General features: G+C 65.0%; 20 protein-coding genes. 14 read left to right on the top strand and 6 right to left on the bottom strand.

Annotated elements, in window-relative coordinates; all coding sequences use genetic code 11:
* Positions 1 to 11 precede the first annotated feature (11 nt).
* Together LOC59_RS15360 and tmk are read right to left on the bottom strand one after the other, a co-directional pair.
* A complete protein-coding gene (locus tag LOC59_RS15360) occupies positions 12 to 1,154 on the bottom strand; it encodes a DNA polymerase III subunit delta' (protein WP_229972935.1) in 1,143 nt (380 codons plus the stop codon).
* Entirely contained in the window at positions 1,151 to 1,792 is a 642-nt protein-coding gene (tmk, locus tag LOC59_RS15355; protein ID WP_229972933.1) for a dTMP kinase, read from the bottom strand. Before tmk ends, LOC59_RS15360 begins: the two co-directional genes overlap by 4 nt.
* Before the next feature lie 126 nt (positions 1,793 to 1,918).
* Between tmk and LOC59_RS15350 the strand changes: the two genes are divergently transcribed.
* Both LOC59_RS15350 and LOC59_RS15345 read left to right on the top strand, forming a co-directional pair.
* Complete coding sequence (locus LOC59_RS15350; protein ID WP_227896126.1) at positions 1,919 to 3,067, top strand: trans-sulfuration enzyme family protein; 1,149 nt, start codon at positions 1,919 to 1,921, stop codon at positions 3,065 to 3,067.
* Between the two features lie 9 nt (positions 3,068 to 3,076).
* A complete protein-coding gene (locus tag LOC59_RS15345; protein WP_227896125.1) occupies positions 3,077 to 3,400 on the top strand; it encodes a DUF2516 family protein in 324 nt (107 codons plus the stop codon).
* Here LOC59_RS15345 and LOC59_RS15340 read toward each other — a convergent pair.
* On the bottom strand, positions 3,385 to 4,173 hold the full coding sequence (locus LOC59_RS15340; RefSeq protein WP_229973223.1) for a class I SAM-dependent methyltransferase: 789 nt from the start codon (positions 4,171 to 4,173) through the stop codon (positions 3,385 to 3,387). The genes LOC59_RS15345 and LOC59_RS15340 overlap by 16 nt on opposite strands.
* 186 nt (positions 4,174 to 4,359) lie before the next feature.
* On the opposite strand from LOC59_RS15340, the gene LOC59_RS15335 reads away from it, so the two are divergent.
* Positions 4,360 to 5,115, top strand: coding sequence for a phosphoglyceromutase (locus tag LOC59_RS15335; protein WP_227896124.1), 756 nt, complete (start codon positions 4,360 to 4,362; stop codon positions 5,113 to 5,115).
* An 80-nt stretch (positions 5,116 to 5,195) separates the two neighbouring features.
* On the opposite strand, the gene phoU is transcribed toward LOC59_RS15335, so the two are convergent.
* Positions 5,196 to 5,858: a phosphate signaling complex protein PhoU gene (gene phoU, locus LOC59_RS15330; protein ID WP_227896123.1), complete on the bottom strand. Its 663-nt coding sequence runs from the start codon at positions 5,856 to 5,858 to the stop codon at positions 5,196 to 5,198.
* A gap of 176 nt (positions 5,859 to 6,034) precedes the next feature.
* Between phoU and LOC59_RS15325 the strand changes: the two genes are divergently transcribed.
* Entirely contained in the window at positions 6,035 to 7,228 is a 1,194-nt protein-coding gene (locus tag LOC59_RS15325; protein ID WP_229972931.1) for a sensor histidine kinase, read from the top strand.
* Position 7,229: 1 nt separating this feature from the next.
* Entirely contained in the window at positions 7,230 to 7,910 is a 681-nt protein-coding gene (locus LOC59_RS15320) for a response regulator transcription factor (protein ID WP_227896121.1), read from the top strand.
* A gap of 90 nt (positions 7,911 to 8,000) precedes the next feature.
* Here LOC59_RS15320 and LOC59_RS15315 read toward each other — a convergent pair whose 3' ends face one another.
* Positions 8,001 to 8,534, bottom strand: a complete 534-nt coding sequence (locus LOC59_RS15315; protein ID WP_227916819.1) for a hypothetical protein — start codon at positions 8,532 to 8,534, stop codon at positions 8,001 to 8,003.
* A gap of 241 nt (positions 8,535 to 8,775) precedes the next feature.
* On the opposite strand from LOC59_RS15315, the gene LOC59_RS15310 reads away from it, so the two are divergent.
* The 6 genes from LOC59_RS15310 to glgX all read left to right on the top strand — a co-directional run bounded on the left by LOC59_RS15310 (position 8,776) and on the right by glgX (position 15,356).
* On the top strand, positions 8,776 to 9,258 hold the full coding sequence (locus tag LOC59_RS15310) for a CarD family transcriptional regulator (RefSeq protein WP_227896119.1): 483 nt from the start codon (positions 8,776 to 8,778) through the stop codon (positions 9,256 to 9,258).
* A 129-nt stretch (positions 9,259 to 9,387) separates the two neighbouring features.
* Positions 9,388 to 10,152, top strand: a complete 765-nt coding sequence (gene ispD, locus LOC59_RS15305) for a 2-C-methyl-D-erythritol 4-phosphate cytidylyltransferase (RefSeq protein WP_229972929.1) — start codon at positions 9,388 to 9,390, stop codon at positions 10,150 to 10,152.
* A 6-nt stretch (positions 10,153 to 10,158) separates the two neighbouring features.
* The gene (ispF, locus tag LOC59_RS15300; protein ID WP_227896352.1) at positions 10,159 to 10,641 is read left to right on the top strand and encodes a 2-C-methyl-D-erythritol 2,4-cyclodiphosphate synthase; all 483 of its coding nucleotides are present in this window, start codon (positions 10,159 to 10,161) and stop codon (positions 10,639 to 10,641) included.
* Positions 10,642 to 10,691: 50 nt separating this feature from the next.
* Entirely contained in the window at positions 10,692 to 12,131 is a 1,440-nt protein-coding gene (gene cysS / locus LOC59_RS15295) for a cysteine--tRNA ligase (protein ID WP_229972927.1), read from the top strand.
* Between the two features lie 100 nt (positions 12,132 to 12,231).
* A complete protein-coding gene (rlmB, locus tag LOC59_RS15290; RefSeq protein WP_227896116.1) occupies positions 12,232 to 13,218 on the top strand; it encodes a 23S rRNA (guanosine(2251)-2'-O)-methyltransferase RlmB in 987 nt (328 codons plus the stop codon).
* Between the two features lie 26 nt (positions 13,219 to 13,244).
* Positions 13,245 to 15,356, top strand: coding sequence for a glycogen debranching protein GlgX (gene glgX, locus LOC59_RS15285; RefSeq protein WP_229972924.1), 2,112 nt, complete (start codon positions 13,245 to 13,247; stop codon positions 15,354 to 15,356).
* A gap of 16 nt (positions 15,357 to 15,372) precedes the next feature.
* Here glgX and glgP read toward each other — a convergent pair whose 3' ends face one another.
* The gene (gene glgP / locus LOC59_RS15280) at positions 15,373 to 17,997 is read right to left on the bottom strand and encodes an alpha-glucan family phosphorylase (protein WP_227916815.1); all 2,625 of its coding nucleotides are present in this window, start codon (positions 17,995 to 17,997) and stop codon (positions 15,373 to 15,375) included.
* A 190-nt stretch (positions 17,998 to 18,187) separates the two neighbouring features.
* Between glgP and LOC59_RS15275 the strand changes: the two genes are divergently transcribed.
* From LOC59_RS15275 to glgB, 3 genes are read left to right on the top strand one after another with little or no spacing between them, the layout of a single operon-like run.
* Positions 18,188 to 20,239 carry an alpha-1,4-glucan--maltose-1-phosphate maltosyltransferase gene (locus tag LOC59_RS15275; RefSeq protein WP_227896113.1) on the top strand — a complete coding sequence of 684 codons (2,052 nt, stop codon included), beginning with the start codon at positions 18,188 to 18,190 and terminating at the stop codon, positions 20,237 to 20,239.
* Positions 20,239 to 22,008, top strand: coding sequence for a maltose alpha-D-glucosyltransferase (gene treS, locus LOC59_RS15270; protein ID WP_227896112.1), 1,770 nt, complete (start codon positions 20,239 to 20,241; stop codon positions 22,006 to 22,008). The genes LOC59_RS15275 and treS overlap by 1 nt, the downstream gene beginning before the upstream one ends.
* A complete protein-coding gene (glgB, locus tag LOC59_RS15265; RefSeq protein WP_229972915.1) occupies positions 22,005 to 25,880 on the top strand; it encodes a 1,4-alpha-glucan branching protein GlgB in 3,876 nt (1,291 codons plus the stop codon). The genes treS and glgB overlap by 4 nt, the downstream gene beginning before the upstream one ends.
* Positions 25,881 to 26,341: the final 461 nt, after the last annotated feature.

Below are 26,341 nucleotides of genomic sequence, written 5' to 3'. Positions count from 1 at the left end.
CGAAACAAGTGTTACAGCAGGCTGACGGCCATCGCTTCGATGGCCAGCAGCGGGGCGACGTTGGTGGTGACCAGCCGACGCCGGACGTCGTTGATCTCCTCCATGCGGGCCAGGATCACTTCTGCAGTGTTCCGTGAGGCAAAGTCCTCCAGCTCCGGGCGAAGGGACTCGTTCACCAGGTCCGTGCCCGAGTCCAGGGACAGGACCAGGGCATCGCGGTAAAAGGAGAGCAGGTCTGTGAGCGCCCGGTCGAAATAGTCGTTCTTGGAACGCTTGGCCCGCCGGATTTGGTCCTCTTCGAGGCGTTTGACCTGGCTGCGCATGGAGGGAGGCAGGGTCCCGGTCTCCGGTGCGCCGAGGGAGGCGAGCAAGGCGGCCTTCTCTGCGGCGTCGCGCTGCTCAAAGGAACTGGAGGCCTCTGCCTCCGCGAGGGCCACCAGGTCCGCAGCAGCTTTCATCGCTCCGGAGACGCTGCGCAGGGACAGCGGCAGCCGCACGATCTTCTCGCGCCGGGCCCGGGCGCCCTCATCGGTGGCCAGGCGCTTGGCAATGCCAATGTGGCTCTGCGCTGCCCTGGCAGCTCCCATGGCGACCTCCGGATCGATGCCGTCACGGCGCACCAGCAGTTCGGCGACGTCGTCCACCGGAGGCAGCCGCAGGCCTACCGGGCGGCAGCGGGAACGGATGGTCACCAGCACGTCACCGGGACTCGGTGCACAGAGCAGCCAGATGGTCCGCGGCGGCGGCTCTTCGATCGCCTTGAGCAGGACGTTCGTGCTGCGTTCCTGCATACGGTCCGCATCTTCGACGATCATCACGCGCCACCGGCCGGTGGAAGGCTTGTCCTGCGCCTTCTTCACCAGCTCGCGGGCCTCCTCGATGCTGATGGTGACTTTTTCGGTGGTCACGGATGAGACGTCAGCATGTGAGCCGGCCAGGGCGGTGCGGCAGGCCCGGCATTCACCGCAGCCACGCTCGGCGGGGTCGGCCTGTTCGCACAACAGTGCTGCGGCGAAGGCGCGGGCAGCATTGGACCGTCCGGAACCGGGCGGCCCGGTGAAAATCCACGCATGGGTCGGCTGGCCCTCGGCGGCGGCACGGCGCAGCTGCTCGACAACCGGTGCCTGGCCCTGGAGGTCATCCCATACCGTCATGGCAGCAGGGCGCCGATCCGGGCGAGGATCTGGTCCGCCAGTTCGGCAACGGGGGCCCTGGCATCAAGCACCAGATAGCGTTCCGGCGACGCTTCGGCCAGGGCAAGGAAGGCGGCGCGGATGCTGCCGTGGAATTCATCCGGCTCGGACTCCAGCCGGTCCTCGGCGCCGGCGGAGGCTGTCCGGCGGGTCCGGCCCGATTCGGGGTCAACATCCAGGAGCACCGTGACGTCCGGGACCAGGCCATCGGTTGCCCATTCGTTGACGTGGCGGACCGGGTCCGTGCCCAGGGCGCGGCCTGCACCCTGGTAGGCCACGGAGGAATCGATGTAGCGGTCGCAGACCACGACGTCGCCGCGTTCCAGGGCGGGCCGGATTACCTGCTGAACGTGTGCGGCCCGGGATGCGGCAAAGATGAGGGCTTCGGTGCGCGGATCGATCTCGCCGTGGCCGTGTTCAAGGACGAGCGCGCGCAGCTTTTCCCCGACGGGTGTCCCTCCGGGTTCACGGGTGCGGACCACGGTGCGGCCGGCATCCTGCAGTGCCTGGGTGAGCAAAGTTGCCTGCGTTGACTTGCCGGCGCCGTCGCCGCCTTCGAACGCGATGAAGAGTCCAGCGGAAGGTTCAGAATTACTCACCCGCCTAGCCTACCCAGTCAGGCTGGGAACCGGCTGCGGGGTGCCATGCGCCCTCTGTGTCCGAACGTGACAGGCCGCGGCGAAACACTCGGCGTCCGCGCTCCGCTCCGGTCTAGGCTAAGTGCCATGAGCACAACCACGGGTCCCCAGCACGCCGGACTGTCCCCCGAAACAACTGTCGTGTCCGCCGGCCGCCCCGAGCGGACAGCAGATTCGGCAGTCAACCCGCCCATTGTCCTGACGTCCACCTTCCTGGGCACCAGGGCAACCCGCGAGGGGGACAGGGTGTACGGCAGGTACTCAAATCCCACCTGGGATCCGTTCGAAGAAGCACTTGGCACCCTGGAGAACTCCGAGCTGCCCGCTTTGGTCTACTCCTCCGGGCTCGCAGCCGTGATCGCAGCGATGTCCCTGCTGCCAACCGGCGGGACCCTGGTGATGCCCCGGCATACCTATCAGGGTTCGCTCGTGCTCGCGGCGGGTGAGGCACAGAACGGGCGGATCAACATCCGGACCGTGGACATTGCGAATACCGAAGAAGTGGTCGCCGCCCTCGACGGTGCAGGCATGCTCTGGATTGAGAGCCCCACCAACCCCATGCTCGAGGTAGCGGACATTCGTGCGCTGGCGGATGCCGCCCATGCCGCCGGCGCGCTGGTGGTAGCGGACAACACCTTCTCGACGCCGCTGGTGACCCGGCCCCTGGACCTGGGGGCCGACGTCGTCGTCCATTCCGTCACGAAGTACCTTTCCGGCCATTCCGACGTGGTGCTCGGCGCTGCCGTCACCTCGGATCCCGAACTGCGCGCACAGCTGTTGACGTACCGGTCCCTGCACGGCGCGGTGGGTGGACCCTTTGAAGTGTGGCTGGCACTGCGCGGGCTGCGCACACTGGCACTGCGGGTTGAGCGTTCCATGGCTACCGCCATGGAACTCGCCCTTCGGCTGCAGGACCATCCGGGCGTTGAAGCAGTCCGCTATCCCGGGCTTCCCGGCGATCCCGGGCATCTCCGGGCCGCGGAACAGATGGACGGCTTCGGTTCCATCGTGTGCATTGAGGTGGCGGGAGGCGCCGATGCAGCCGACGCCGTCACGGAGAAAGTCGGGATCTGGCTGCCGGCCACCTCGCTGGGCGGAGTGGAGTCACTGATCGAACGCCGGCGCCGCCAGCCCGCCGAACCCGTCTCCGTTCCGGAGAACCTGCTGCGGCTTTCGGTCGGAATCGAGAACGTCGAGGACCTGTGGAGGGACCTCGATGAGGCGCTTCCGCGGTAGGCTGTGCCAGTGATACTTGTCTTCGAGCTGCAGAACCTGCTCTACCTCGCCCTGGGGATTGTGGCGCTGGGAATTGAACTGTGGGCGTTTGCCGACTGTGTACGGCGCAAGCCCGCAGACTTCGAGCGCGCCTACAAGCGGACCAAGGGTTTCTGGATGGGCCTCACCGGCGGTGCCGCCGCGGTCGGCCTGCTCTCGGTGCTGCTGTTCGGGCCGCTGGCGCTTCTGCTCTTCGAACTGGCTGCCGTCGTAGCCGCTTCGGTCTACCTTGCCGACGTGCGCCCGGCCCTCAACGAGTCCAAGGGACGCGGCGGGGCCTACGGTTCCTGGTAGTCCCGGGAAGGCTCGACGGCGTCCCACGCCACCGTGACCTCGCCCAGTCGCCAGCGTCCCGGGCCGGTCAGCAGCGGCCAGCCCTGGTCCTTGAGCGACCGGCACATGGCAATCCAGCGCTGCCGGTTGCCGTAGGACGCCATCGGAGCGGCGTCCAGCCAGGCTTTGTCCATCGCCTGCAGGAAGGCGTGCACCTTTTCGCCGGGAACGTTGCGGTGGATCAGCGCCTTGGGGAGCCGTTCGGCCACATCAGAGGGCAGTTCGAAGGATCCGAAGCGCAGGGAGATGCTCAGGGACAGCGGCCCCTGCCTGTCCAGGACAACCCAGGTGGACCGCCTCCCGATCTCGTCGCAGGTGCCGTCGATGAACACGCCGCCCTCAGCCAGCCGGCTGCGGACCATGTCCCAGTGGGCGGTGTATTCGTGCTCCGCATACTGGCGCAGGACGTTGAAGGCCCTGACCATGATGGGGCGCCGGCCGTCCAGGGGCAGTTCGAAGCCTCCCTGCCGAAACGTCAGGCCCTCCCGTTCCAGCGGCTTCGCAGCCCGGACCCGGTTCGGATCGATTTCAATTCCGATGACCGAGACATCGGCACGCACGCTTCCCATGCGGGTATGAAGTTCCACGGCCGTAGTGGGCGCGGCCCCGTACCCGAGGTCGATGACCAGGGGATCCGCCGCCTGCCTCAAACGCCATGCTTCAGGACCAGCAAGCCAACGGTCCACACGCCGGAGACGGTTGGGATTTGTAGTGCCCCGCGTCACATTTCCCACGGGTTTGAGGGGGATTTTCACCAAACAATGTTACCGTCCGGCGAACGGTGGTCCTGACCGCTTCCATCCCCCTCAGCCTCCCTGCCGGCATCCCGTGTCCTCCCGGCGCAGCGCAAAAACCTGCCTCAAGTGCAATGGTTACGTCCGGCCCTGCCCCGCTCCGCGCACTGACGATACGATGCTTTTATGACCTACAAAGTGATCCTTCTGCGCCACGGGCAGAGTGAATGGAATGAAAAGAACCTCTTCACCGGCTGGGTGGACGTGGACCTCACGGACCTGGGCCGGCAAGAGGCCCTCCGCGGCGGTGAACTGCTCGTCGAGAACGGCATCCTCCCGGACATCCTCTACACGTCCAGGCTGCAGCGGGCCATCAACACGGCCAACATTGCGCTTGGCGCAGCCGACCGCATCTGGATCGATGTCAAGCGCAGCTGGCGCCTGAACGAGCGGCATTACGGTGCCCTCCAGGGCAAGGACAAGGCGCAGACACTGGCCGAGTACGGCGAGGAGCAGTTCATGCTCTGGCGCCGGTCCTACGACACCCCGCCGCCGCCCCTGCCGGACGACAGCGACTTTTCCCAGGCCAACGACGCACGCTATGCCGACCTCAGCAAGGATGAGCTGCCGCGCACCGAGTGCCTCAAGGACGTCCTGGAGCGCTTCCTGCCGTACTGGGAGGAGGAGATCTCCAAGGACATCCGGTCCGGCAAGACTGTCATGATCGCAGCGCACGGCAACTCCCTGCGTGCCCTGGTCAAGCACCTGGACGGCATCTCCGACGCCGACATTGCCGCGGTCAACATCCCCACCGGCATTCCGCTGGTCTACGAGCTCGACGAGAACTTGAAGCCGGTCAAGGCCGGCGGCACCTACCTGGATCCGGAGGCGGCGGCGGCGTCGATCAAGGCGGTTGCAAACCAGGGCAAGCAGAAAAAGTAGCCCCGTATTACGCGAGATAACAGAAACTGCCCGTATGAGCTCTCATACGGGCAGTTTCTGTATCTCGATGAAGATGAGGGCTAGACGGATCCCTCAGAGATGGGCTGCCACTCGCCCGTGACAAGGTAGTTGACCTTGCGGGTCACCGAGACGCCGTGGTCGGCGAAGCGCTCGAAATACCGGCTGGCCAGCGTGAGGTCCACCGTCGTGACGGGGGAGTTGTCCCAGTCGGGAGAAGCCACGGCCTTGAACACACCGGCGTGCAGTTCGTTGATCCGGGTGTTGTGCGCGTAAATGTCCTTGCTCAGTTCGAGGTTGCGGGTCTCGAGCAGTTCGGTGAGCAGCTCGGAGATGGCAATGTCCAGGCGTGCCATCTCCATGAACGTCTCGACCATGTTGGCGGGAACCACGTTCGCGGGGTAGCGCAGCCTCGCGAGCTGGGCGATGTGACGGGCGAGATCACCCATGCGTTCAAGGGAAGCGCTCATCCGCAGGGAACCGACGATCATGCGGAGATCACTGGCTACCGGACCCTGCAGGGCCAGGACATCGATGGCCCGCTCGTCCAGGTCATTCTGCAGGAAATCGATGCGGGCATCGGCGGCGATAACATCCTGTGCCAGCTCAGTGTCTGCCGTCTCGAACGCCTGCGTGGCTTTCTTCATTGCCTCCGTGACGAGCTGTGAGATCTGGGTCAGCTCCTCGCCAATCTGGTGAAGCTCGGCCTGGAAAACCTTGCGCACTTAATGCGTCCTTTCGATGAACTCTTACAGGGCCGCCACACCTGCCGGTACGGCTCCATTCATGGTGCCTGCCTCTGGTTAACGGTCGGCCCTCTTGAAGTGAACGTTAGTTTAACGCTTGGTTGAATGCCACTGGAGCATCTGCCGGTCCGGCGGCGTCCGCCTAAGCTAGGACTGTGAACCCTGTACTGCTGGGCCTGCTCTCAGGCATCCTCGGCCTGGCCGTTGGCGTCTTCGGCGTCGTCGCATACTTCTCCAGCCAGCGCCACCGCCGCGAACTCGCTGAGGTGGACGAACCTGCGCTGTCCGAAGGTGCTGCCGAAATCCTCGGCGTCCTCGGCCGTGCCTACATCGTCGTGGACGGGATCGACGGCGTTGTGCGGGCCAGCCCGGGCGCCTACGCCTTTGGGCTGGTCCGCGGGCACACCCTGGTGCAGGACGACGTCCTGGCACTGACCGGCAGGGTGCGCCGCGACGGCGTCATCGAGGAACGCAACGTGGAACTCCAACGCGGTCCCCTGGGCCAGGGCAGCCTGATCCTGCAGCTGCGCGTGGCGCCGATCGCCGAGGAATACATCTTGATCCTCGCCGACGACCGGACCGAGGCCACCCGGACCGAAGAGATGCGCAACGACTTCGTGGCTAACGTCTCCCACGAACTCAAGACACCTGTCGGCGCGATCTCCCTGCTCTCGGAAGCGATCGACGAGGCGGCAGCAGACGAAGAAGCTGTCCGCCGCTTCGCCAAGCGCATGCAGAAGGAAACCGTCCGGCTGTCCGCCCTGGTCCAGGACATCATCGAACTGTCACGGCTTCAGGGCACCGACGTCGTGGACCACGCCGAGCCGGCGGATATCAATGAGCTCGTCAACGATGCGGTGGAGGCGAACCGGCTTGCCGCCGAAGAGCGCAACATCACGGTGGTTGTGGGCGGCGCCGCGGAGAATCCCGTCTACGCGGACGGGCCCATGCTTACGACTGCCTTCCGGAACCTCATCGACAACGCCATCCGGTACTCGCCCGAGGGCAGCCAAATCGGCGTCGGAATCCGTTCCCGGGACGGGCTGGCGCAGGTCACGGTGACGGACCGCGGACCGGGCATCGCCGCTGAGGACCAGGAGCGGGTTTTCGAACGCTTCTACCGCATCGACGACGCACGCTCCCGCAATACCGGCGGCAACGGGCTCGGACTGAGCATCGTCAAGCACGTCGTAGCGAACCATGGCGGGGAGGTCGACCTCTGGTCGCAGCCGGGCCAGGGATCGACTTTCACCGTGAAGCTTCCGGAATTGGATGCAGCAGACAGCGAAGATAGTCCGGAGGTTCCGCCCCGGACCGAGGCCGAGCCCGCACGGGCAGGCAAGGAGTAAGTTGGCCAGGATCCTGATTGTGGAGGACGAGGAGTCCTTCAGCGACCCGTTGTCCTACCTGCTCGAACGCGAAGGGTTCGAGGTCGCGGTGGTGGATAACGGGCTCGACGCCGTAGCCGAGTTTGACCGGAAAGGGGCGGACCTGGTGCTCCTGGACCTGATGCTGCCCGGCCAGTCCGGGACCGAGGTCTGCCGGCAGCTGCGCCAGCGCTCCGACGTGCCGGTGATCATGCTGACCGCACGCGATGCCGAGATCGACAAGGTGGTGGGGCTGGAGCTGGGTGCCGATGACTACGTGACCAAGCCCTACTCCTCGCGAGAGCTTCTGGCGCGGGTGCGTGCGGTCCTGCGCCGCCGCAGCGACGCCGGGGACTTCGCCTCAGCTGCCGTCCAGGCCGGCCATGTACGCCTCGATGTGGACAGGCACGTGGTGAGCGTCGACGGGGTCAACGTGCCCATGCCGCTCAAGGAGTTCGAGCTGCTGGAAATGCTGCTGCGGAACTCGGGCCGCGTCCTGACCCGCGGCCAGCTGATCGAGCGAGTCTGGGGCGCCGATTATGTGGGGGACACCAAAACCCTGGACGTGCACGTGAAGCGGCTGCGCGCCAAGATCGAGCCGGACCCTTCCGTTCCCCGGCACCTGGTCACCGTCCGCGGGCTGGGCTACAAGTTCGAGGCGTGACCGCTCCGGCCGGAGCGCAAGTGGGAGAACATGGAAAGGGCCCCGTCCGGCAGTGGACGGGGCCCTTTCCAAATGCAAACTGTGTACTGGCTACGGAGCAGCAGTCTCGGTCGGTTCGCCGGCCGGGGTCTCCGCAGGAGTCGGTTCAGGAGTCGGCAGGTAGTCCTGGTAGTACTCGATCTGGCCGTCAACCACGGGAACGTTCAGGGTGGCAGTTTCCGTGCCGGCCGTGGCTTCGGCGCGGATGCCGGTGCCGGGCAGGACGGCAACGGTTTCGACGAGGACCTCGGACTGCGGGGCGTCGTCATAAACGACCTTGCCGCCGGCGGGGATATTCCACGTCAGGGTCGAGCCGCCGACCTCAAGTTCGAAGTTCATCGGGTCAGAGGAATCGTTGACGACGGTGCCAAGCAGCCGCCCGGGCTCACCGTCTCCGTCGCTGACAACCAGGATGTTGCGCAGCTGGATGTCTCCGAGGTCCTGGACGATTCCGTCGGACGGGGAGTACTCCATGGTGGTTGCCTGATCGTTCACGACGCTGCAGCCGGTGGCGCCCAGCAGCGACAGCGCGATAACACCGGCGGCGGCAGCACTGCGCGTCCGGTTCCTGGATGTGAATCTCACAGCACAAACTCCTGATGTGTGGCGGTCGGAGGACCTGGGGAACGTTTGCTCATAGCCTATCGGCAATCAGCTAAAAACATGGATTTCGCGACGTCAGGGGCCTTTACGGAACTACTCAGTAGGCTACGTGCGGGAGGCCGAATACTACTCAGTTTTTGGGCTCGTGCCCCTGACCTGCGAAAACTCTTCTCGGCGTGTCGCTTGCATGCTAAAGTAGGGTTCGGGAAAGGGGAAAGTCCACATGGTTTTTGAGGTTGGCGAAACAGTTGTTTACCCTCACCACGGTGCCGCAAAGATCGAAGAGATCAAGATGCGGACCATCAGGGGCGAAGAGAAAATGTATCTCAAGCTCAAGGTGGCACAGGGTGATCTGACCATTGAAGTACCGGCAGAGAACGTTGACCTCGTTGGAGTGCGCGACGTCGTGGGCAAGGAAGGCCTCGAGCATGTTTTCGATGTCCTGCGTGCCGAACTGACAGAAGAGCCCACCAACTGGTCCCGCCGTTACAAGGCGAATTTGGAGAAGCTGGCTTCGGGCGACGTAGTCAAGGTTGCAGAGGTCGTCCGCGACCTGTGGCGCCGCGACCACGACCGCGGGCTGTCCGCAGGTGAAAAGCGGATGCTCGCGAAAGCCCGGCAGATTCTCATTTCAGAACTCGCCTTGGCGGAAAAGACGGACGAAGACCAGGCGGCCGCTGTTCTGGACGAAGTCCTGGCAAGCTAGACCCTGGCTATCAGTTGCCGGCCCCAAGGGGCCGGCTTCTGCCGTTTAAGGACACGTGTTTGCGCTGCCCGGGCCGGTCAACGGGTCCGGTCCCGCTGGACTGACGCCGCGGGGCACTAGGCTTGGTACGTGTCAGACTCCAATCCCGTCCCGCAGCGAGTGGGCGTCATCCTGGTGGCCGGCGGTTCCGGCCAGCGCCTGGGCTACGGCATGCCGAAGGCCCAGGTTCCCCTGGCAGGTGAAATGCTGCTGGCGCACGCCCTGCGGGGCGTGGATGCCTCCGGCGTCGCCTCCTTCATCAGCGTTGCCGTACCGGCTGCCGACACGGTCCTCCGTGCTCTCTGCGCAGCGTCACAGCTCAGCTGCCCTGTGGCGGTGGTCGACGGCGGCGCCACCCGGTCCGACTCGGTCCGCGCTGCCCTGAACTCGCTGCCCGCCGACATCGACTTCGTCCTGGTGCACGACGCGGCTCGTGCGATGGCACCCGCCCAGGTGTTCCATCGCGTGGCGTCGGCACTGACAGCCGGCGCACAGGCGGTCATTCCAGCCGTTCCCGTAACGGACACAGTGAAAACCGTGGAAGCCACATCCTCCGAGGAGGCCGCACTGGCACCGGCCCGCGTGACGGCTACGCCGGACCGGGCTTCGCTTCGGGCGGTGCAGACACCTCAGGGGTTTGACGCAGACCTGCTGCGCCGCGCGCACGCGGCAGCCACGGAGTTCACCGAAGAACGGGCAGCAGCCATCACGGACGATGCCATGCTGGTCGAAAGCCTGGGCGTTCGGGTGCACGTGGTGGAAGGTTCCGCCATGTCCATGAAAATCACTACCCCCCTGGACCTGCTGCTTGCCGAAGCGGTACTTGCAGGCGGATCCAGCATGCAGGAGGACTAGACCGTGATTGCCTTGCCCCGCACCGGAATCGGGACCGACGTGCATGCGTTCGCCCCTGAGGATTCGCCCCGCCCGCTGTGGGTAGCGGGCCTGGAATGGAAGGGCGAACGCGGACTTGCCGGACATTCCGACGGCGATGTGGTGGCCCACGCCGCAGCAGACGCGTTGTTTTCCGCCGCCGGGATCGGCGACCTGGGACTGCACTTCGGAACGGACCGGCCGGAATATGCCGGAGCTTCCGGAACGGTTCTCCTGGCTGAGGCGGCCCGGCTGGTCCGGGAAGCCGGCTTCCGGATCGGGAACGTTTCGGTGCAGCTGATCGGCAACAGGCCCAAGTTCAGCCCGCGCCGGGCCGAGGCTGAGGCAGTGCTCAGCGAAGCGGCGGGAGCTCCGGTAAGCGTCTCGGCGACCACGACGGACGGCCTGGGCTTCACCGGCCGCGGCGAGGGAATCGCCGCCGTGGCTACCGCCGTCGTCGTTCAGGCCTGACGCCTTAACACTGGGGAGGGGCGGAACACGGCACGCGGTAGCCTAGAGCAGTGAGCCTGAGATTCTATGACACAGCAACTGCCCGCCTCCGGGACTTCGAGCCCCTGGTTCCCGGGCAGGTCAGCCTGTACTACTGCGGGGCCACGGTGCAGGGCCTGCCGCACGTTGGGCACATCCGCTCCGCTATTGCCTTCGACCAGCTGACCCGCTGGCTGCAGGCCCGCGGTTTCCGTGTCACTGCCGTCCGCAACGTCACTGACATCGATGACAAGATCCTGGCCAAGGCCGCGGCTTCCGTTGGTGCCGAACCCGCGGACGGCGTCATACCGGATGAACCCTGGTGGGCACTGGCCTACCGGTTCGAGCAGGAGTTCTCCCGGGCCTACGATGTCCTGGGCGTCCAGCGGCCCACCTACGAACCCCGGGCAACAGGCCACATCCCCGAAATGCACGCCCTGATCCAGCGGCTCATTGACGCGGGGCACGCCTACCCGGCCTTGGATGACTCAGGTGATGTCTACTTCGACGTACGCTCCTGGCCGGCGTACGGTTCGCTGACCCGCCAGGACATCGATGACATGCAGGCAGCGCCCGACGCCGATCCCCGCGGCAAACGGGATCCGCGCGATTTCGCGCTGTGGAAGGGTCACAAGGACACCGATCCCGAGACGGCCGCCTGGGACAGCCCCTGGGGCCGCGGCCGCCCGGGCTGGCATCTGGAGTGCTCGGCCATGGTCACGAAGTACCTTGGCCCGCGCTTTGACATCCACGGCGGCGGCCTGGACCTGCGCTTCCCGCACCACGAAAACGAGATGGCCCAGTCCCAGGCGGCAGGCGACGGCTTCGCGAATTTCTGGATGCACAACGGCATGGTCACCTTCGAGGGTGAAAAGATGTCCAAGTCCATTGGAAACACGATCAGCCCGGCGCAGATGCTCGCCGAGGCCTCCCCGCGCGTCGTGCGCTATTACCTCGGCCAGGCCCATTACCGCTCCGTGCTGGACTACCGGCCCACTTCGCTCCAGGAAGCTGCGGCGGCCGTGGAACGGATCGACGGGTTTATCGCCAAGGCAGAAGCCAAGTTCGGGGAAGTGCGCGGCAGTGCAGCAGACCTGCCGGAAGCCTTCGGAACGGCAATGGATGATGACCTGAACGTCCCCCAGGCACTCGCCGTCCTGCATGACACTGTCCGTGCCGGCAACACGGCGCTGGCAGCGGCGGACCTCGAAACCGCCCGCACTTCCCTGGCGCAGGTCCGTGCGATGACCGGTGTACTCGGCCTGGACGCCGTCCAGGCACCGGCCGCCGCATCCGGGCCTGAGCACTCGGCCCTGGACAGCCTGATCCAGGACCTCCTGCGTGAGCGCGGCGACGCGCGGGCAGCCAAGGACTGGGCACGCGCCGACGCGATCCGGGACTCCCTTGCGGCTGCCGGGATTGTGGTGGAAGACACCGCCGACGGCGCCCTTTGGTCACTGGAACAGGGGTAGGCGTTAGCTCTCGGCTAACACCCACGGGGTCCGGCACACGGGATTGGACGGCCTGCGTAGACTAGAAGTAGTGCTTTCTTCTACTTAAGGTGTATTACCCATGGCCAACCACGGACGACCCGGCGCGATTCGCAAAGCCAAAAAGGGCCCTTCCCAGGGCACCGGCGGCCTCGGACGCAAGGCCCTCGAAGGCAAGGGACCGACGCCCAAGGCTGAAGACCGCCCCTACCACAAGGCATACAAGAGCAAGCAGCTGGCTGAACGCTCCGCCGCCAAGCACGGCGGACAGCGCACCGGCGGCCGCAACGCGCCCGCGCGCGGAAAGGTCGCCGAGGAAGTGGTCACCGGGCGCAACTCGGTGGTTGAGGCGCTGCGTGCCGGCATCCCGGCCAAGGCCCTGCACGTGGCCGTGCGGATCGACATGGACGACCGCGTCCGCGAATCCCTGAAGATGGCATCCGAGCGCGGCCTGCCCGTCATGGAAACGCACAAGCCGGAACTGGACCGGATGACCAATGAGGCCGTGCACCAGGGCCTCGTCCTCCAGATCCCGCCGTACGAGTACGCGGACCCCACGGACCTTGCCGAAGAGACCATCCAGGCCTGGAAGAAGGGCCACATCAAAAACGCGCCGCTCTTCGTGGCGCTGGACGGCATCACCGATCCCCGGAACCTCGGAGCGATCATCCGTTCCGCATCGGCCTTCAGCGCCCACGGCGTGATCGTTCCCGAACGCCGTTCCGTCGGCGTCACGGCCTCTGCCTGGAAGACCAGCGCAGGAGCTGCCGTCCGTGTGCCGGTTGCCCGCGCCAGCAACCTGAACAACACACTCAAGACGTTCAAAAAGATGGGCATCTTTGTCCTGGGCCTGGACGGCGACGGCGACGTTTCCCTTCCCAACCTGGCGCTGGCCAAGGAGCCGGTCTGCATCGTGGTCGGCTCTGAGGGCAAGGGCCTGTCCCGGCTGGTCAGGGAGAACTGCGACCAGATCGTTTCCATCCCGATCGACTCCGCCATGGAATCCCTGAACGCCTCCATGGCAGTCGGGATCACCCTTTACGAAGTTTCACGGCAGCGCTCCGCCTAAGCCCTGCGGAGCGACGGAGAGGCAACATGGCACACGTCGTCACTGGGGGTAAACAGATTCCCTCGGAACGGGTTTCCAAGGCATTCCCCCTGGGAGTCCATGAAGGCGTTGCCGGCGTCCCGGACGTTCCGGGTGCCGTCAACGTCTCGGTGTACGCACCGGGCTTGGAGTCTGTGGACATCTGGTACGAGACGGTGCCGGGGGGATGGGTGTCCCGGCGGCTGGACAGCAAGTCTGCCGGAATCCACCACGGCCGGGCGGAAGGATTCACCCCCGGGATCCGCTATGGGTTCTGGGGCGGTGGAGAACCCCTCCCTGCCGCGCCCGGAGAGTTCCAGCTGCTGCTGGACCCGTACGGGCGGGGCATCGACACGAAGCAGGACGCCGAGGGCCGTCCGCTGTACTTTTCCGTAGCCACGAAGTCCGGCTTCGACTGGGACGGCGACGGACAGCTGCACACGCCGTGGCGGGACAGCGTGATCTATGAGGCGCATGTCCGCGGCCAGACGATGCTCAACCCGGCGTTGCCGGAGGAACTGCGCGGCACCTACGCGGGCATGGGGCATCCCGCCACGATCCAATACCTGCTGGACCTCGGAATCACAGCCGTGGAGCTGCTGCCCGTGCACTTCCACATCGACGAGCTGCACCTGCGGGAGCTGGGCCTGGCGAATTACTGGGGCTACAACACCCTGGGCTACTTCGCCCCGCACACCGGCTATGCCACTGCGATCGCGCAGGCCGCCGGGCCGCAGGCTGTCCAAGACGAGTTCAAGGCCATGGTGAAGGCCCTGCACGCAGCGGGCCTGGAAGTCATCCTTGACGTCGTCTACAACCACACTGCCGAGGGCGGTCCGGACGAGCCAGCCCTCTGCTGGCGCGGACTCGGCGAGAAGGTCTATTACCGCCACGATGCCGAGGGCCGCTACCTGGATACCACCGGCTGCGGCAACACCCTGGATTTCAGTGAACCGCGGGTCGTCCAGATGACGCTCGACTCGCTGCGTCACTGGGTCCGCGAATACCACGTGGACGGATTCCGCTTCGACTTGGCGCCCACGATGGCCCGGGATGAGGAAAACAGGTTTGACCGCCGGCATCCCCTGCTGGTGGCACTCGCTGCCGATCCCGTGATGCAGGACATCAAGCTCATCGCCGAACCCTGGGACCTGGGTCCGGACGGCTGGCAAACCGGGAACTTCCCGCCCGGGTGGGCCGACTGGAACGACCATTTCCGCGACACCGTCCGGGATTTCTGGCTGGAGGACCAGGCGGCGCTGGCCGCCGGGAAACCCGCCGGATCGCTGGCACGCCTCGGTGGTGCCCTTTCCGGCTCCGCCGACCTCTTCGCCCGTTCGGACCGGACCCCGCTCTCCTCGGTCAACCTCGTCACGGCCCATGACGGTTTCACCATGGCCGACCTCACTGCCTACGACCACAAGCACAACTACGCCAACGGCGAGGATAACCGGGACGGATCGAACCACAACCGTAGCTGGAACCACGGCTGCGAAGGACCGGTTGACGACCCGGAGATCCAGGAACACCGGGCGCAGACAGCCCGAAACCTCATGGCTACCCTGCTCTTTTCCCTCGGTGTTCCCATGATCACGGCCGGCGACGAGGTAGGCCGCTCCCAGCACGGGAACAACAACACCTATTGCCAGGACAACGAGACCGCGTGGTTCCCCTGGGACCACGGCAACGACGCCCGCCGAATGTTCGAGGCCACGGCACGGCTGCTGCGGCTGCGCCGGGAATTCCTGGCCCGGCAGCCCTATGCCTTCCCCGACGACGCCCGGGCTGCGCAGCTGCTCTGGTTCAGCGCAGACGGGGAGCCGATGTCCGACGCCGCCTGGCACGACCCATCCTGCCGGGTGCTGCAGCTGCTGCTTGGATCGGAGCGGGGTGAACGCGTCGGACTCGTGGTCATCAACGGACAGACGGAACCCGTCGACGTCGTCCTGCCGGACATGGAAACGCTGCGTGCCAGCGGAGTTGCGGCTGCCAACCAGGGACAGTTCTACGACCTGCTGCTCGCCACTTCGGATCCGGAAGGGCGCCGCAGGGGCGCCCGCCTGTCCGGCGGCGAGAAGGACCGCGTCGCTGCCAATTCCATCAGCGTCTACCGTCTCTGAGGCTCCGCCAGTCCGGTCAGGCGTTCGCGACCAGGCCCAGCTCCGCCTTGGAGGCCAGGCCGGAGTGTTCCGGCAGGACGCGCACGGTGTAGCCGAACGAACCCGCCACCTCGATGTGCAGTGTTCCCGAATAGAGGTACCGGCCCGAGCCGAGATCCTCGGCGACCTGCAGGTCGAGGAACTGGTGATCGCTCAGTTTGTCCGTGCTGGAGACCTTGCCGTAGGCGGCCTCCACCACCACATCCGAGGGCTTGAGCGAGCCCAGGCTGACGTACGCCTGAATGGTGAGGCTGTCACCGATCTGCGGTGCGTCGGAGATGCCGATCGAATCCACGTGCTCCACGGAAACGCCTGACCAGCCGTCCCGGACCTTCAGGATCCACGCCGCAAGTTCCTTTGCCGCCTGGTACTGGTTCGCTGCGGCTGTGCGGCCGGAGTCGCAGGCCGGCCGGTACAGTCGGTTCACGTAGTCCTTCAGCATCCTCGAGGCAGACACCTGGGGCCCGAGTTCAGCCAGCGTGTGCTTGACCATTTCCAGCCACTCGCGCGGCAGGGAGTCCGCCGGCGCGTCCGACGGCCCGGCAGCACCGGCGTCGCCCGGAGGCTCCTGCCCGTAGAACAGGGGAGCGACCGTGTTTTCCAAGAGGTCGTACAGGGCCGAAGCCTCGATGTCGTCCCTTTGGTCCGCGGTGTAGAGCTCGCGGGTGTGCGTCCCTTCCCGCGGGTTGGCCGAGGGGATCGCCCACCCGTTGTCGCCGTCGTACATCTCGTCCCACCAGCCGTCCATGATGGACACGTTCAGGCCGCCGTTAATGGCGGACTTCATGCCGGACGTCCCGGATGCTTCGAGCGGACGGATCGGATTGTTCAGCCAGACGTCGCAGCCGGGGAACAGTGTCCGCGCCATGGCGATGTCGTAGTTCGGCAGGAAGACGATCCTGTGGCGCAGCTCCGGGTCGTCGGTGAACTGCACCAGGTCCTGGATCATCCGCTTTCCCTGCTCGTCCGCCGGGTGCGATTTACCGGCAACGACAATTTGAACGGGATGGGTCGGGTGCAGGAGCAGGGCCTTGAGCCGGGCAGGATCGCGCAGCATCAGGGTGAGGCGCTTGTAGGTGGGGACCCGGCGTGCAAACCCGATGGTAAGGATGTCCGGATCGAGCACCTCGTCGGTCCAGCCCAGCTGGGCGTCGGCGGCGCCGCGCTTGAGCCACGCTGCGCGGACACGGCCGCGGACGTCCTCGATCAAATTGCTGCGCAACCGGCGCCGCAGGTCCCAGAGTTCCTGGTCGGGAACTTCATAGGCGCGTGCCCAGTCCCGGTCATGGACGGAAGCGATGCCAAACTGCTGCTTGGCCAGTTCGGTAAGCTGCGGATCAACCCAGGTGGGCACATGCACGCCGTTCGTCACCGAGGTGATGGGAACCTCCGAGACATCGAAGCCGGGCCACAGGCCGGAGAACATCTGGCGGGAGACTTCGCCGTGGAGTTTCGCTACGCCGTTGGCCCGCTGCGCCAGGCGCAGTCCCATAACGGCCATGTTGAACTTGCCGGAATCTCCGCCCTCGTAGTCCTCTGCCCCCAATGCGAGCACTTTGTCCGTAGGAACGGACTGGGCGAGGCCGGCGCTGAGGAAGTGCCGCACCTCCGCCTGGTCAAAGCGGTCAATGCCGGCGGGAACGGGGGTGTGGGTCGTGAAGACGGTCGACGCGCGGGTGACAGTAAGGGCTTCTTCCCAGCCCATCCCGGTATCCATCAGCTCCCGGATGCGCTCGACGCCGAGGAAACCGGCATGGCCTTCATTGGTGTGGTATACCTCCGGAGACGGCGCCCCCGTCAGGCGTTCGAAGACCCGGAGCGCTTTGACCCCGCCCATGCCAAGCAGGAGCTCCTGCTGGAGGCGGTGGTCCCCGCCGCCTCCGTAGAGGCGGTCGGTGATCCCGCGGGCGGCGTCGTCGTTGCCGCGGACGTCCGCGTCCAGCAGCAGCAGGGGGACGCGTCCGACGTCGGCGCGCCAGATCTGCGCCATGAGGTGCCGGCCGTTGGGCAGCGGAAGGTTGATCCGGGAAGGTGTGCCGTCTTCTTCACGCAGAAGTGTCAGCGGCAGCCCGTTGGGGTCCAGGACCGGGTAGGTTTCCTGCTGCCATCCGTCCCGGGACAGGGACTGCTTGAAGTACCCAGCCTGATACAGCAGGCCGACGCCAACCAGAGGTACGCCAAGGTCTGAGGCAGCCTTGAGGTGGTCTCCCGCGAGGATGCCGAGACCGCCGGAGTACTGGGGAAGGACAGCGCTGATGCCGTACTCGGGCGAGAAGTAAGCGATGGACCGGGGAGCGTCTTCGCCCAGCGACTGGTACCAGCGCGGGGCGCTCAGATAGTGCTCGAGTCCCTCGTCCAGGGTCCGGATGCGTTCAACCAGTTCCGGATCGGCAGCGATGCGCTCCAGGGTCTGGCGGCTGGCTGCTCCCAGGGCACGGATCGGGTCGTGGCCGCTGGCTTCCCAGTTCTGCGGGTCCAGGTCATGGAAGAGCTCCAGCGTGGGTTGATGCCAGCTCCAGCGGAGGTTCTTGGCCAACCTTGCCAGCGGAGCAATGCTCTCGGGGAGGACAGTACGGACGGTAAACCTTCGGATTGCCTTCACCCACGTTACGCTAGCGCAGATCAGCTCAAACGTGCTCTGTGTCACGTAAAAGCAGTGCGGATTAACCCCGGATTTCCGCCTGCGCCCCTCACCTGCGGGGATTCACGTGACCCCGCTCTGACCTGTGCCGATGGGGGCAAAAGGTATGTGCCCTTAGCAATCTGTCCTGATTGTCGCTAACGTCTAGTCTGTGACCACTTCCAGCGCGTTGCCATCTGATGTCCAGCCCGCCAAGGAACTCCGGTTTGGCCGGATTCCGATCCTCAATGTGTCTCCCGTAGTCGGCTGCGGCCGATTTCCGGCGAAGGCGGTCCCGGGGGAGGACCTCGTGATCGGGGCGACTGTCTTCCGCGAAGGCCACGATCTGGTCGGGGCGACTGCCGTACTGTATGACGCTGCGGGCGTCGAGGTGCAGCGGCACCGGATGCACCCTGTGGGACAAGGGCTTGACCGGTGGGAAGGCCAGTTGCGCCCGGAGGCCGTGGGCAGTTTCTCCTTCGCCGTTGAAGGCTGGGCAGATCTCTACGGCACCTGGCACCACAATGCCGAGGTGAAAATCGATGCCGGTGTCGACGTCGAACTGATGCTGGCTGAAGGCGCCGCACTTTTCGATGCCGCAGCTGACGGGCGGCCCGAAGAGGATGCCCGGATACTGCGCGAAACCGCCGGGACCATGCGCGACACAGCCCAGAACCCGGGCGTCCGGCTGGAGGCTGCCGGCCGGAGCGAACTGACACAGGTGCTGGACCGCGAACCGATTCGTGACCTGGTGACCTCGTCAGACAGGTTCCCGATCAACGTTGAGCGGGAGCGTGCAGGCCGGGGCGCCTGGTACGAATTCTTCCCCCGTTCAGAAGGTGCTTCCTTCGACCCCGCGACCCAATCCTGGACATCCGGAACGTTCCGGACCGCTGCCCACAGCCTGGACCGCGTGGCAGCCATGGGATTCGATGTCATCTACCTGCCCCCGATCCATCCGATCGGCACGACGCACCGCAAGGGTCCGAACAACACCCTGGTAGCAGGAGAGCATGACCCCGGTTCGCCGTGGGCCATCGGCGCCCCGGAAGGCGGCCATGATGCGATCCACCCTGACCTGGGCACTTTCGAGGACTTTGACTACTTCGTTGACGCTGCCGGGCGCCGGGGACTGGACGTAGCGATTGACCTGGCGCTGCAGGCCTCGCCGGACCATCCGTGGGTGAAGGAACACCCGGAGTGGTTCACCACCCGCATCGACGGGACGATCGCCTACGCGGAAAACCCGCCGAAGAAGTACCAGGACATTTATCCGCTGAACTTCGACAACGACTACGAAGGCCTGTCCCGTGAAATCCTGCGGATCGTGCGGATGTGGATCAGCCACGGCGTCAAGATCTTTCGGGTGGACAACCCGCACACCAAACCGCTGCGGTTCTGGGAATGGCTGATTGCCACCGTCAACGAGGAAGATCCGGACGTCGTCTTCCTGGCGGAGGCCTTCACCCGCCCGCCCATGATGCACGCACTGGGGATGGCCGGTTTCCAGCAGTCCTACACGTACTTCACCTGGCGGAACACAAGGGCCGAGATCGAGGAATACTTCCACGAAATCTCGCGGAAAACCGCCGCGTTCTTCCGTCCGAACTTCTTCGTGAACACCCCGGACATCCTGACGGAGTTCCTCCAGTACGGCGGCCCGCCCGCGTTCAAGATCCGTGCGGTGCTGGCCTCCACGGCCAGCCCGCTCTGGGGGATGTATGCAGGGTTTGAGCTGTACGAGCACGTTGCCCGGCCCGGTGCCGAGGAGTACCTGGACAACGAGAAATTCGAGTTCAAGCAGCGCGACTTCGCCCTGGCCGAGGCACAGGACCGCAGCCTTGCCCCGTACATCACCCGGCTCAACCAGATCCGCCGTGCGCACCCCTCGCTTGGCGACCTCCAGAACCTGACCGTGCACTCCAGCACGGACGAAGCCACGGTGGTCTACTCCAAGCACAAACAGGAACGGCTATCCGACCCGAGAAGTAAGGACACACTGATCATCGTTGTGAACACCGATCCGCACAGTGCACGGGAGTGCACCGTAACGCTGGATCTTGACGCCCTGCACCTGGACCCGGAGGACTTCAACGAGGACGGGACTTTCTGGGTTGACGACCTGATCAGCGGACAGAGCTGGCGCTGGGGACAGTACAACTATGTGCGGCTTGACGCGCATTACGAACCCGCGCACATCCTTTCGGTTCGGAGGGCAAAGTAGTGGTAAATCCATTCCAGCTGCATGCACCCGGCCTTACCAATGACCCGAACTGGTACCGCAAGGCGGTTTTCTACGAAGTCCTGGTACGCGGCTTCCGTGATTCGAACGGAGACGGCAACGGCGACTTCACCGGATTGATCTCCCAGCTGGACTACCTCCAGTGGCTCGGCGTCGATTGCCTCTGGCTGCCCCCGTTCTTCAAGTCTCCGCTGCGCGACGGCGGATACGACATCTCCGACTACTACGACGTGCTGAGCGAGTTCGGCACCATCAGCGACTTCAAGCGGCTGGTTGCCGAAGCCCATGCCCGCGGCCTGCGCGTCATCATCGACCTTCCGCTGAACCACACCTCGGACAAGCACCCCTGGTTCGAAGAATCCCGCAATGACCCGGAAGGCCCCTACGGCGACTTCTACGTGTGGTCCGACACCGATCAGAAATACGAAGATGCCCGCATCATTTTCGTGGACACAGAGGAATCGAACTGGGCCTTTGACCCGGTACGCCGCCAGTTCTACTGGCACCGGTTCTTCAGCCACCAGCCGGACCTGAACTTCGAGAACCCCAAAGTCGTGGAGGCGGTGTTCGACGTCGTCCGTTTCTGGCTGGACCAGGGAATCGACGGCTTCCGTGCGGACGCCATCCCCTATCTCTTTGAGGAGGACGGCACCAACTGCGAGAACCTGCCGGCAACGCACCGGTTCCTCAAGGATCTGCGCACCATGGTGGACGAAAACTATCCCGGCCGGGTCATCGTGGCTGAAGCCAACCAGATGCCGCATGAGGTCGTGGAGTACTTCGGCGACGAGACCGGCCCGGAATGCCACATGTGCTTCCATTTCCCGATCATGCCCCGCCTGTTCTACGCGCTGCGGGACCAGAAGGCCGCACCGATCGTGCAGACCATGGAAGAAACCCCGGAAATCCCCCAGGGCGGCCAGTGGGGAACATTCCTGCGCAACCACGACGAGCTGACGCTCGAAATGGTGACCAATGAGGAACGCCAGGCCATGCTGGGCTGGTACGCGCCGGACTCCCGGATGCGGGCCAACATTGGTATTCGACGCCGGCTGGCGCCGCTGCTGGACAACTCGCGCTCCGAGATCGAACTCATCCATGCGCTGCTGCTCTCGCTTCCGGGCAGCCCGTTCCTTTATTACGGGGACGAGATCGGGATGGGTGACAACATCTGGCTCGAGGACCGGGATTCTTCCCGTACCCCCATGCAGTGGAACCCCGACCGCAATGCGGGATTCTCCACAGCAGACCCTGGCAAGGTCTACCTGCCGGTGGTGCAGTCGCTGGTGTACCACTACAACCACGTGAACGTTGAAGCACAGCTCGCCAGCTCGTCGTCGCTGCTGCACTGGATGCGCCAGATGATCATGGTCCGGCGGGTGCATCCTTCGTTCGGCCTGGGGTCCTACCGGAACGTGCCGACCGACAGTGAAGCTGTCCTGGCGTTCCTCCGCGAACTGCCGGAGGACAATCCCGAGGGCGAAGCAGGGGAGACGATGTTCTGCATCTTCAACCTCTCCCAGCACCCGGTGGCGGCAACGGTCCAGCTCCCGGAGTTCGCAAACAGGGGCCTGCGGGATGCTTTCGGCGGCACCCCCTTCCCGGCGTTCGGTGAGGACGGTGTGCTCACCCTCACGCTCGGGAGCCATGACTTCTTCTGGCTCCGGCTGCGCTCTGCGAAGTCCAACACCAGCTCCCCGCAGACCGAAGCTCTTCCGCTCATCGTCGCCTCGGAGGCCGCACCTAAATGACAGAGACCATTCCGACCCTGCCCGAACTTCTCACTGCCTGGCTGCCCCGGCAGCGATGGTTCCCGGCCAAGGGACGGGATGTGACCCTCAAACGCGTCGGCGGCATCGAATTGGAGGATCCAGAGGGACTCGTTGAACTCCACGTGCACTTCGTCGCCGTTGAATCCGGACGCGGGGTCGACGTCATCAGTGTTCCCATCACCATGAGGAGCGAGCCGGAACCCGAACTGGAAACTGCGCTGCTCGGCCCGGTTGAACAAGCCGGCGCCGGACGGCAGTGGCTCTATGACGGGACAGCGGACCCGGTTTTCGTGACGGCCTGGCTCGAGACGATGCGGTCGCAGGCAAGTTCCCTGGACGGGCGCACCCACGGCTACGCAATGGGCGGCTTCGCCGACTGGGACGCGTTCACCGAACCGCTGTCCATCCAGGTGCTCAAGGGGGAGCAGTCCAACACCTCGGTCATCGCCTCGACGCCGCAGGCTCCGGTCATCGTGAAGTTCTACCGGGTGCTGGCAGCCGGTGAGAGCCCCGACGTCCTCGTCAGCGCCAAACTCACCGAAGGCGGTTCGCACGATGTCCCGGCAACCCTGGGATGGCTCACCGGAAGCTGGCTGGACGTGTACGACGCCGAAACTGCTGCCTGGACCACCGGAGACGTGAGCGTACTGCGGGAATTCATCCCCAACAGCGAAGACGCGTGGCGGACGGCGTCCTCCGCGGCCGTGGCGGGACGGGATTTTACGGCCGAGGCTGAAGAACTTGGCGCCGTCACCGGCCGGATCCACTCACAGCTCGACGCCGCGTTCGGAGCAAGGAAGCCGACGCCGGCAGAACGGGCGGAGTTCCTTGCTTCCCTGATCCGCAGGATCCGCTGGGAATGGGAAGAAGCAGGAAGCTACGTCGGGCCCTACGGCGCCACCGTGGAGCGCCTGCTGGAGAGCCTGGAGCACTTGGAAACACTTCCCAATCTCCAGCGCATCCATGCCGATTACCACCTGGGCCAGGTGCTGTATTCGGCAGAGCGCGGCTGGACGGTGCTGGACTTTGAAGGCGAGCCGCTGCGCCCGGCCGCCGAGCGAAGCGTCCCGGACGTTGCCCTGCGCGACGTCGTCGGAATGCTCCGGTCCATTGACTACGCCGCCGCGGTGGCCGTGATCGGAAGCACCGGTTCCGGCCCCGAAGAAGCGAGCGGCAATTCCGGCCGCCGCGCCAAAGCCGGCCGGTGGGCGCAGGCGGCCTCCGAAGCTTTCCTCCGCGGCTACGAGAAAGAGACAGGAACAGCGGTCCACAAGTCGGATCCGCTTTTCCTCGCCCTGTGGTTGGACAAAGCCCTGTACGAAGTTGTCTACGAGATCCGCAACCGCCCGGCATGGATTGAGGTGCCGGCCACCGCAGCCCGCAACGTGCTGGAAGAACTCCAGCTGGAGCAGGATCCGACGAAAGGCCAGGAAGAGAGCCCCGTGAACACGACACACAACCCTGAACCCGAGAAGCCTGCTGCCGGGGAACCCGCTCTTCCAGCGGCTCCTGCGGAGCAGGCCCTTCCGGCGGCTCCTGCGGAGCCGGCCCTTCCGGCTGTGCCCGACAACGCAGCCGGCACGGCGCTCGCCCACGGACCGGGAGGTGCAGAAGCGGAACTTCCCGCCGTCCCTGATACCGCAGCAGCCGGGAACGATGCGGGTGCCAAAGCGCCGCTGCCCGTCTCGGAGGACGTGCTGGCGGCGGTCTCACACGGAAGCTATTACCAGCCCCATGCGGTGCTCGGTGCCCACCTTGACGACCGCGGCACGGTAACCATCCGCACGCTGCGGCCGCTGGCCCGGGAAGTCACGGCCGTGACGCCGGACCGCCGTGTGCCGCTGCACCACGAGTACAACGGGATCTGGGCGGGAACCCTGCCAGCACCCGCCCCCGGCCAGGTTCCCGATTACCGGGTGGAGGTCAGCTATGAAGGACTGCCCGCCACTACGGTGGATGATCCGTACCGTTTCCTGCCCAGCCTCGGCGAAATGGACCTGCACCTCATCGGCGAAGGCCGGCATGAGAAGCTCTGGACGGTCCTCGGAGCCAACCCGCATCATTACAGCTCGGTTCTGGGTGAAGTCCACGGCGTCAGTTTCGCCGTCTGGGCTCCGAATGCGCAGGCAGTCCGGGTGGAGGGTGACTTCAACGGCTGGGACGGGCGGATCCACGCGATGCGTTCACTGGGCAGCACGGGAGTCTGGGAGATCTTTATCCCGGACGTGGAACCGGGTTCGCGCTACAAGTACGAGATTCTGGGCAGGGACGGGGTCTGGCGCGAGAAGGCCGATCCCATGGCCAAGGGGACCGAAGCCCCTCCGCTGACCGGATCCCGGGTTGTTGAATCCACCTACCGTTTCGAAGACCAGGCCTGGATGGAGGCCCGCGCCCAGCGGGATCCGCATAATTCCCCCATGAGCGTCTACGAAGTCCACCTGGGCTCCTGGCGACTGGGACTGGACTACCGCGAGCTGGCGACCCAGCTGGCGGAGTATGTGAACTGGCAGGGATTCACCCATGTCGAGTTCATGCCGGTGGCCGAACACCCCTTCGGCGGTTCTTGGGGTTACCAGATCACCAGCTACTTCGCACCGACGTCCCGCTTCGGGCACCCGGACGATTTCCGCTACCTGGTCGATACGCTGCACCAGGCGGGCATCGGCGTCATCCTCGACTGGGTTCCGGGTCATTTCCCCAAGGATTCGTGGGCCCTGGCGAACTTTGACGGACAGCCGCTCTACGAACACCCCGACCCGATGCGCGGTGAACAGCCGGACTGGGGCACGCTCATCTTCGACTACGGCCGCAACGAAGTACGGAACTTCCTCGTGGCCAACGCGATTTACTGGCTTGAGGAATTCCACATCGACGGGCTGCGGGTCGACGCCGTCGCCTCCATGCTTTACCTCGACTACTCGCGTCCGGCAGACCAGTGGCGTCCCAATGCGTTTGGCGGCCGCGAAAACCTGGAAGCCATTTCGTTCCTTCAGGAAGTCAATGCCACCGCCTACCGCCGGGTGCCCGGAATCGTCATGGTCGCAGAAGAGTCGACGGCGTTCCCGGGTGTCACCGCACCGACAAGCACCGGCGGACTCGGCTTCGGCCTGAAATGGAACATGGGGTGGATGAACGACACCCTGGAGTACATGTCGGAAGACCCGATCAACCGCATGTACCACCACGCCAAGCTCACGTTCTCCCTGGTCTACGCCTTCACCGAGAATTTCCTGCTGCCCATCAGCCACGACGAAGTCGTGCATGGCAAGGGTTCGCTCCTTCGCAAGATGCCGGGGGACCGGTGGCAGCAGCTCGCCAACGTCCGCGCCTACCTGGCGTTCCAGTGGGCCCACCCGGGCAAGCAGCTCATCTTCATGGGGACTGAGTTCGGCCAGGAAGCCGAATGGTCTGAACAGTACGGACTGGACTGGTACCTGACCGAAACGCCGCAGCACCACGGGGTGCAGCTGCTGGTCAAGGAGCTGAACGGGATCTACCAGCAGACGCCTGCGCTGTACGACCGGGATAACGAGCCGGCCGGGTTCCAGTGGATCAATGAGAACGACGGCGCACGCAACGTCCTCTCCTTCATCCGTTGGGATCATCAGGGCAACCCGCTCGTCTGCATAGCGAACTTCTCCGGAAACCCGCATGAAGGCTTCCGTGTGGGCCTGCCCTGGGCAGGTGACTGGGTGGAGCGGCTCAATACGGATGCCTCCGACTTCGGCGGCTCGGGCGTCGGGAACATGGGGACGGTTACTGCAACTGAGGGCGCCTACGAAGGGCAGCCCGCTTCGGCGGAACTCCGGCTGCCGCCGCTGGGCGTCCTCTACCTGACGCCCCGGGCATAGCGGGTCTCGCAGGGGACGAACAGCCCCAGCCGTTGGCGGGTTCGGGTGTAGATCCGAGCCCGCCAAAACCGTGCTATAGTTGATATCCGCGCAGAACGAGAGATCGGGAAGCGCGCCGCAGGGCCGAGAAGCCGGTTTGACACCGACAGGCCAGCGGTACTAAGATAGAAAAGTTGCTCCGGAGCGACGGAGAGCACAAGATTCCACGGAATATCAGCTCTCCCGGTGCCGGAAGTACCTGTTGTTTGAGAACTCAATAGTGTGCCAAGTTTATTGATACCAATTATTTTGATTGGTTGAACTGGCTGTTCGGCCCACCCCGTGGGCTGGAGCAGCTTTTTTAGCTGGTTTCGAATTTAGTGCATGACTGTGCAGCCAATTTTCCTTGGCTCCGGTTGTGTGTCTGTAACACATTTACGGAGAGTTTGATCCTGGCTCAGGATGAACGCTGGCGGCGTGCT

Origin of the sequence: Arthrobacter sp. zg-Y916, assembly GCF_020907385.1 — a bacterium.
Classification (GTDB): Bacteria; Actinomycetota; Actinomycetes; order Actinomycetales; family Micrococcaceae; genus Arthrobacter_B; species Arthrobacter_B caoxuetaonis.
This window is presented reverse-complemented; position numbering and strand designations above follow the sequence as displayed.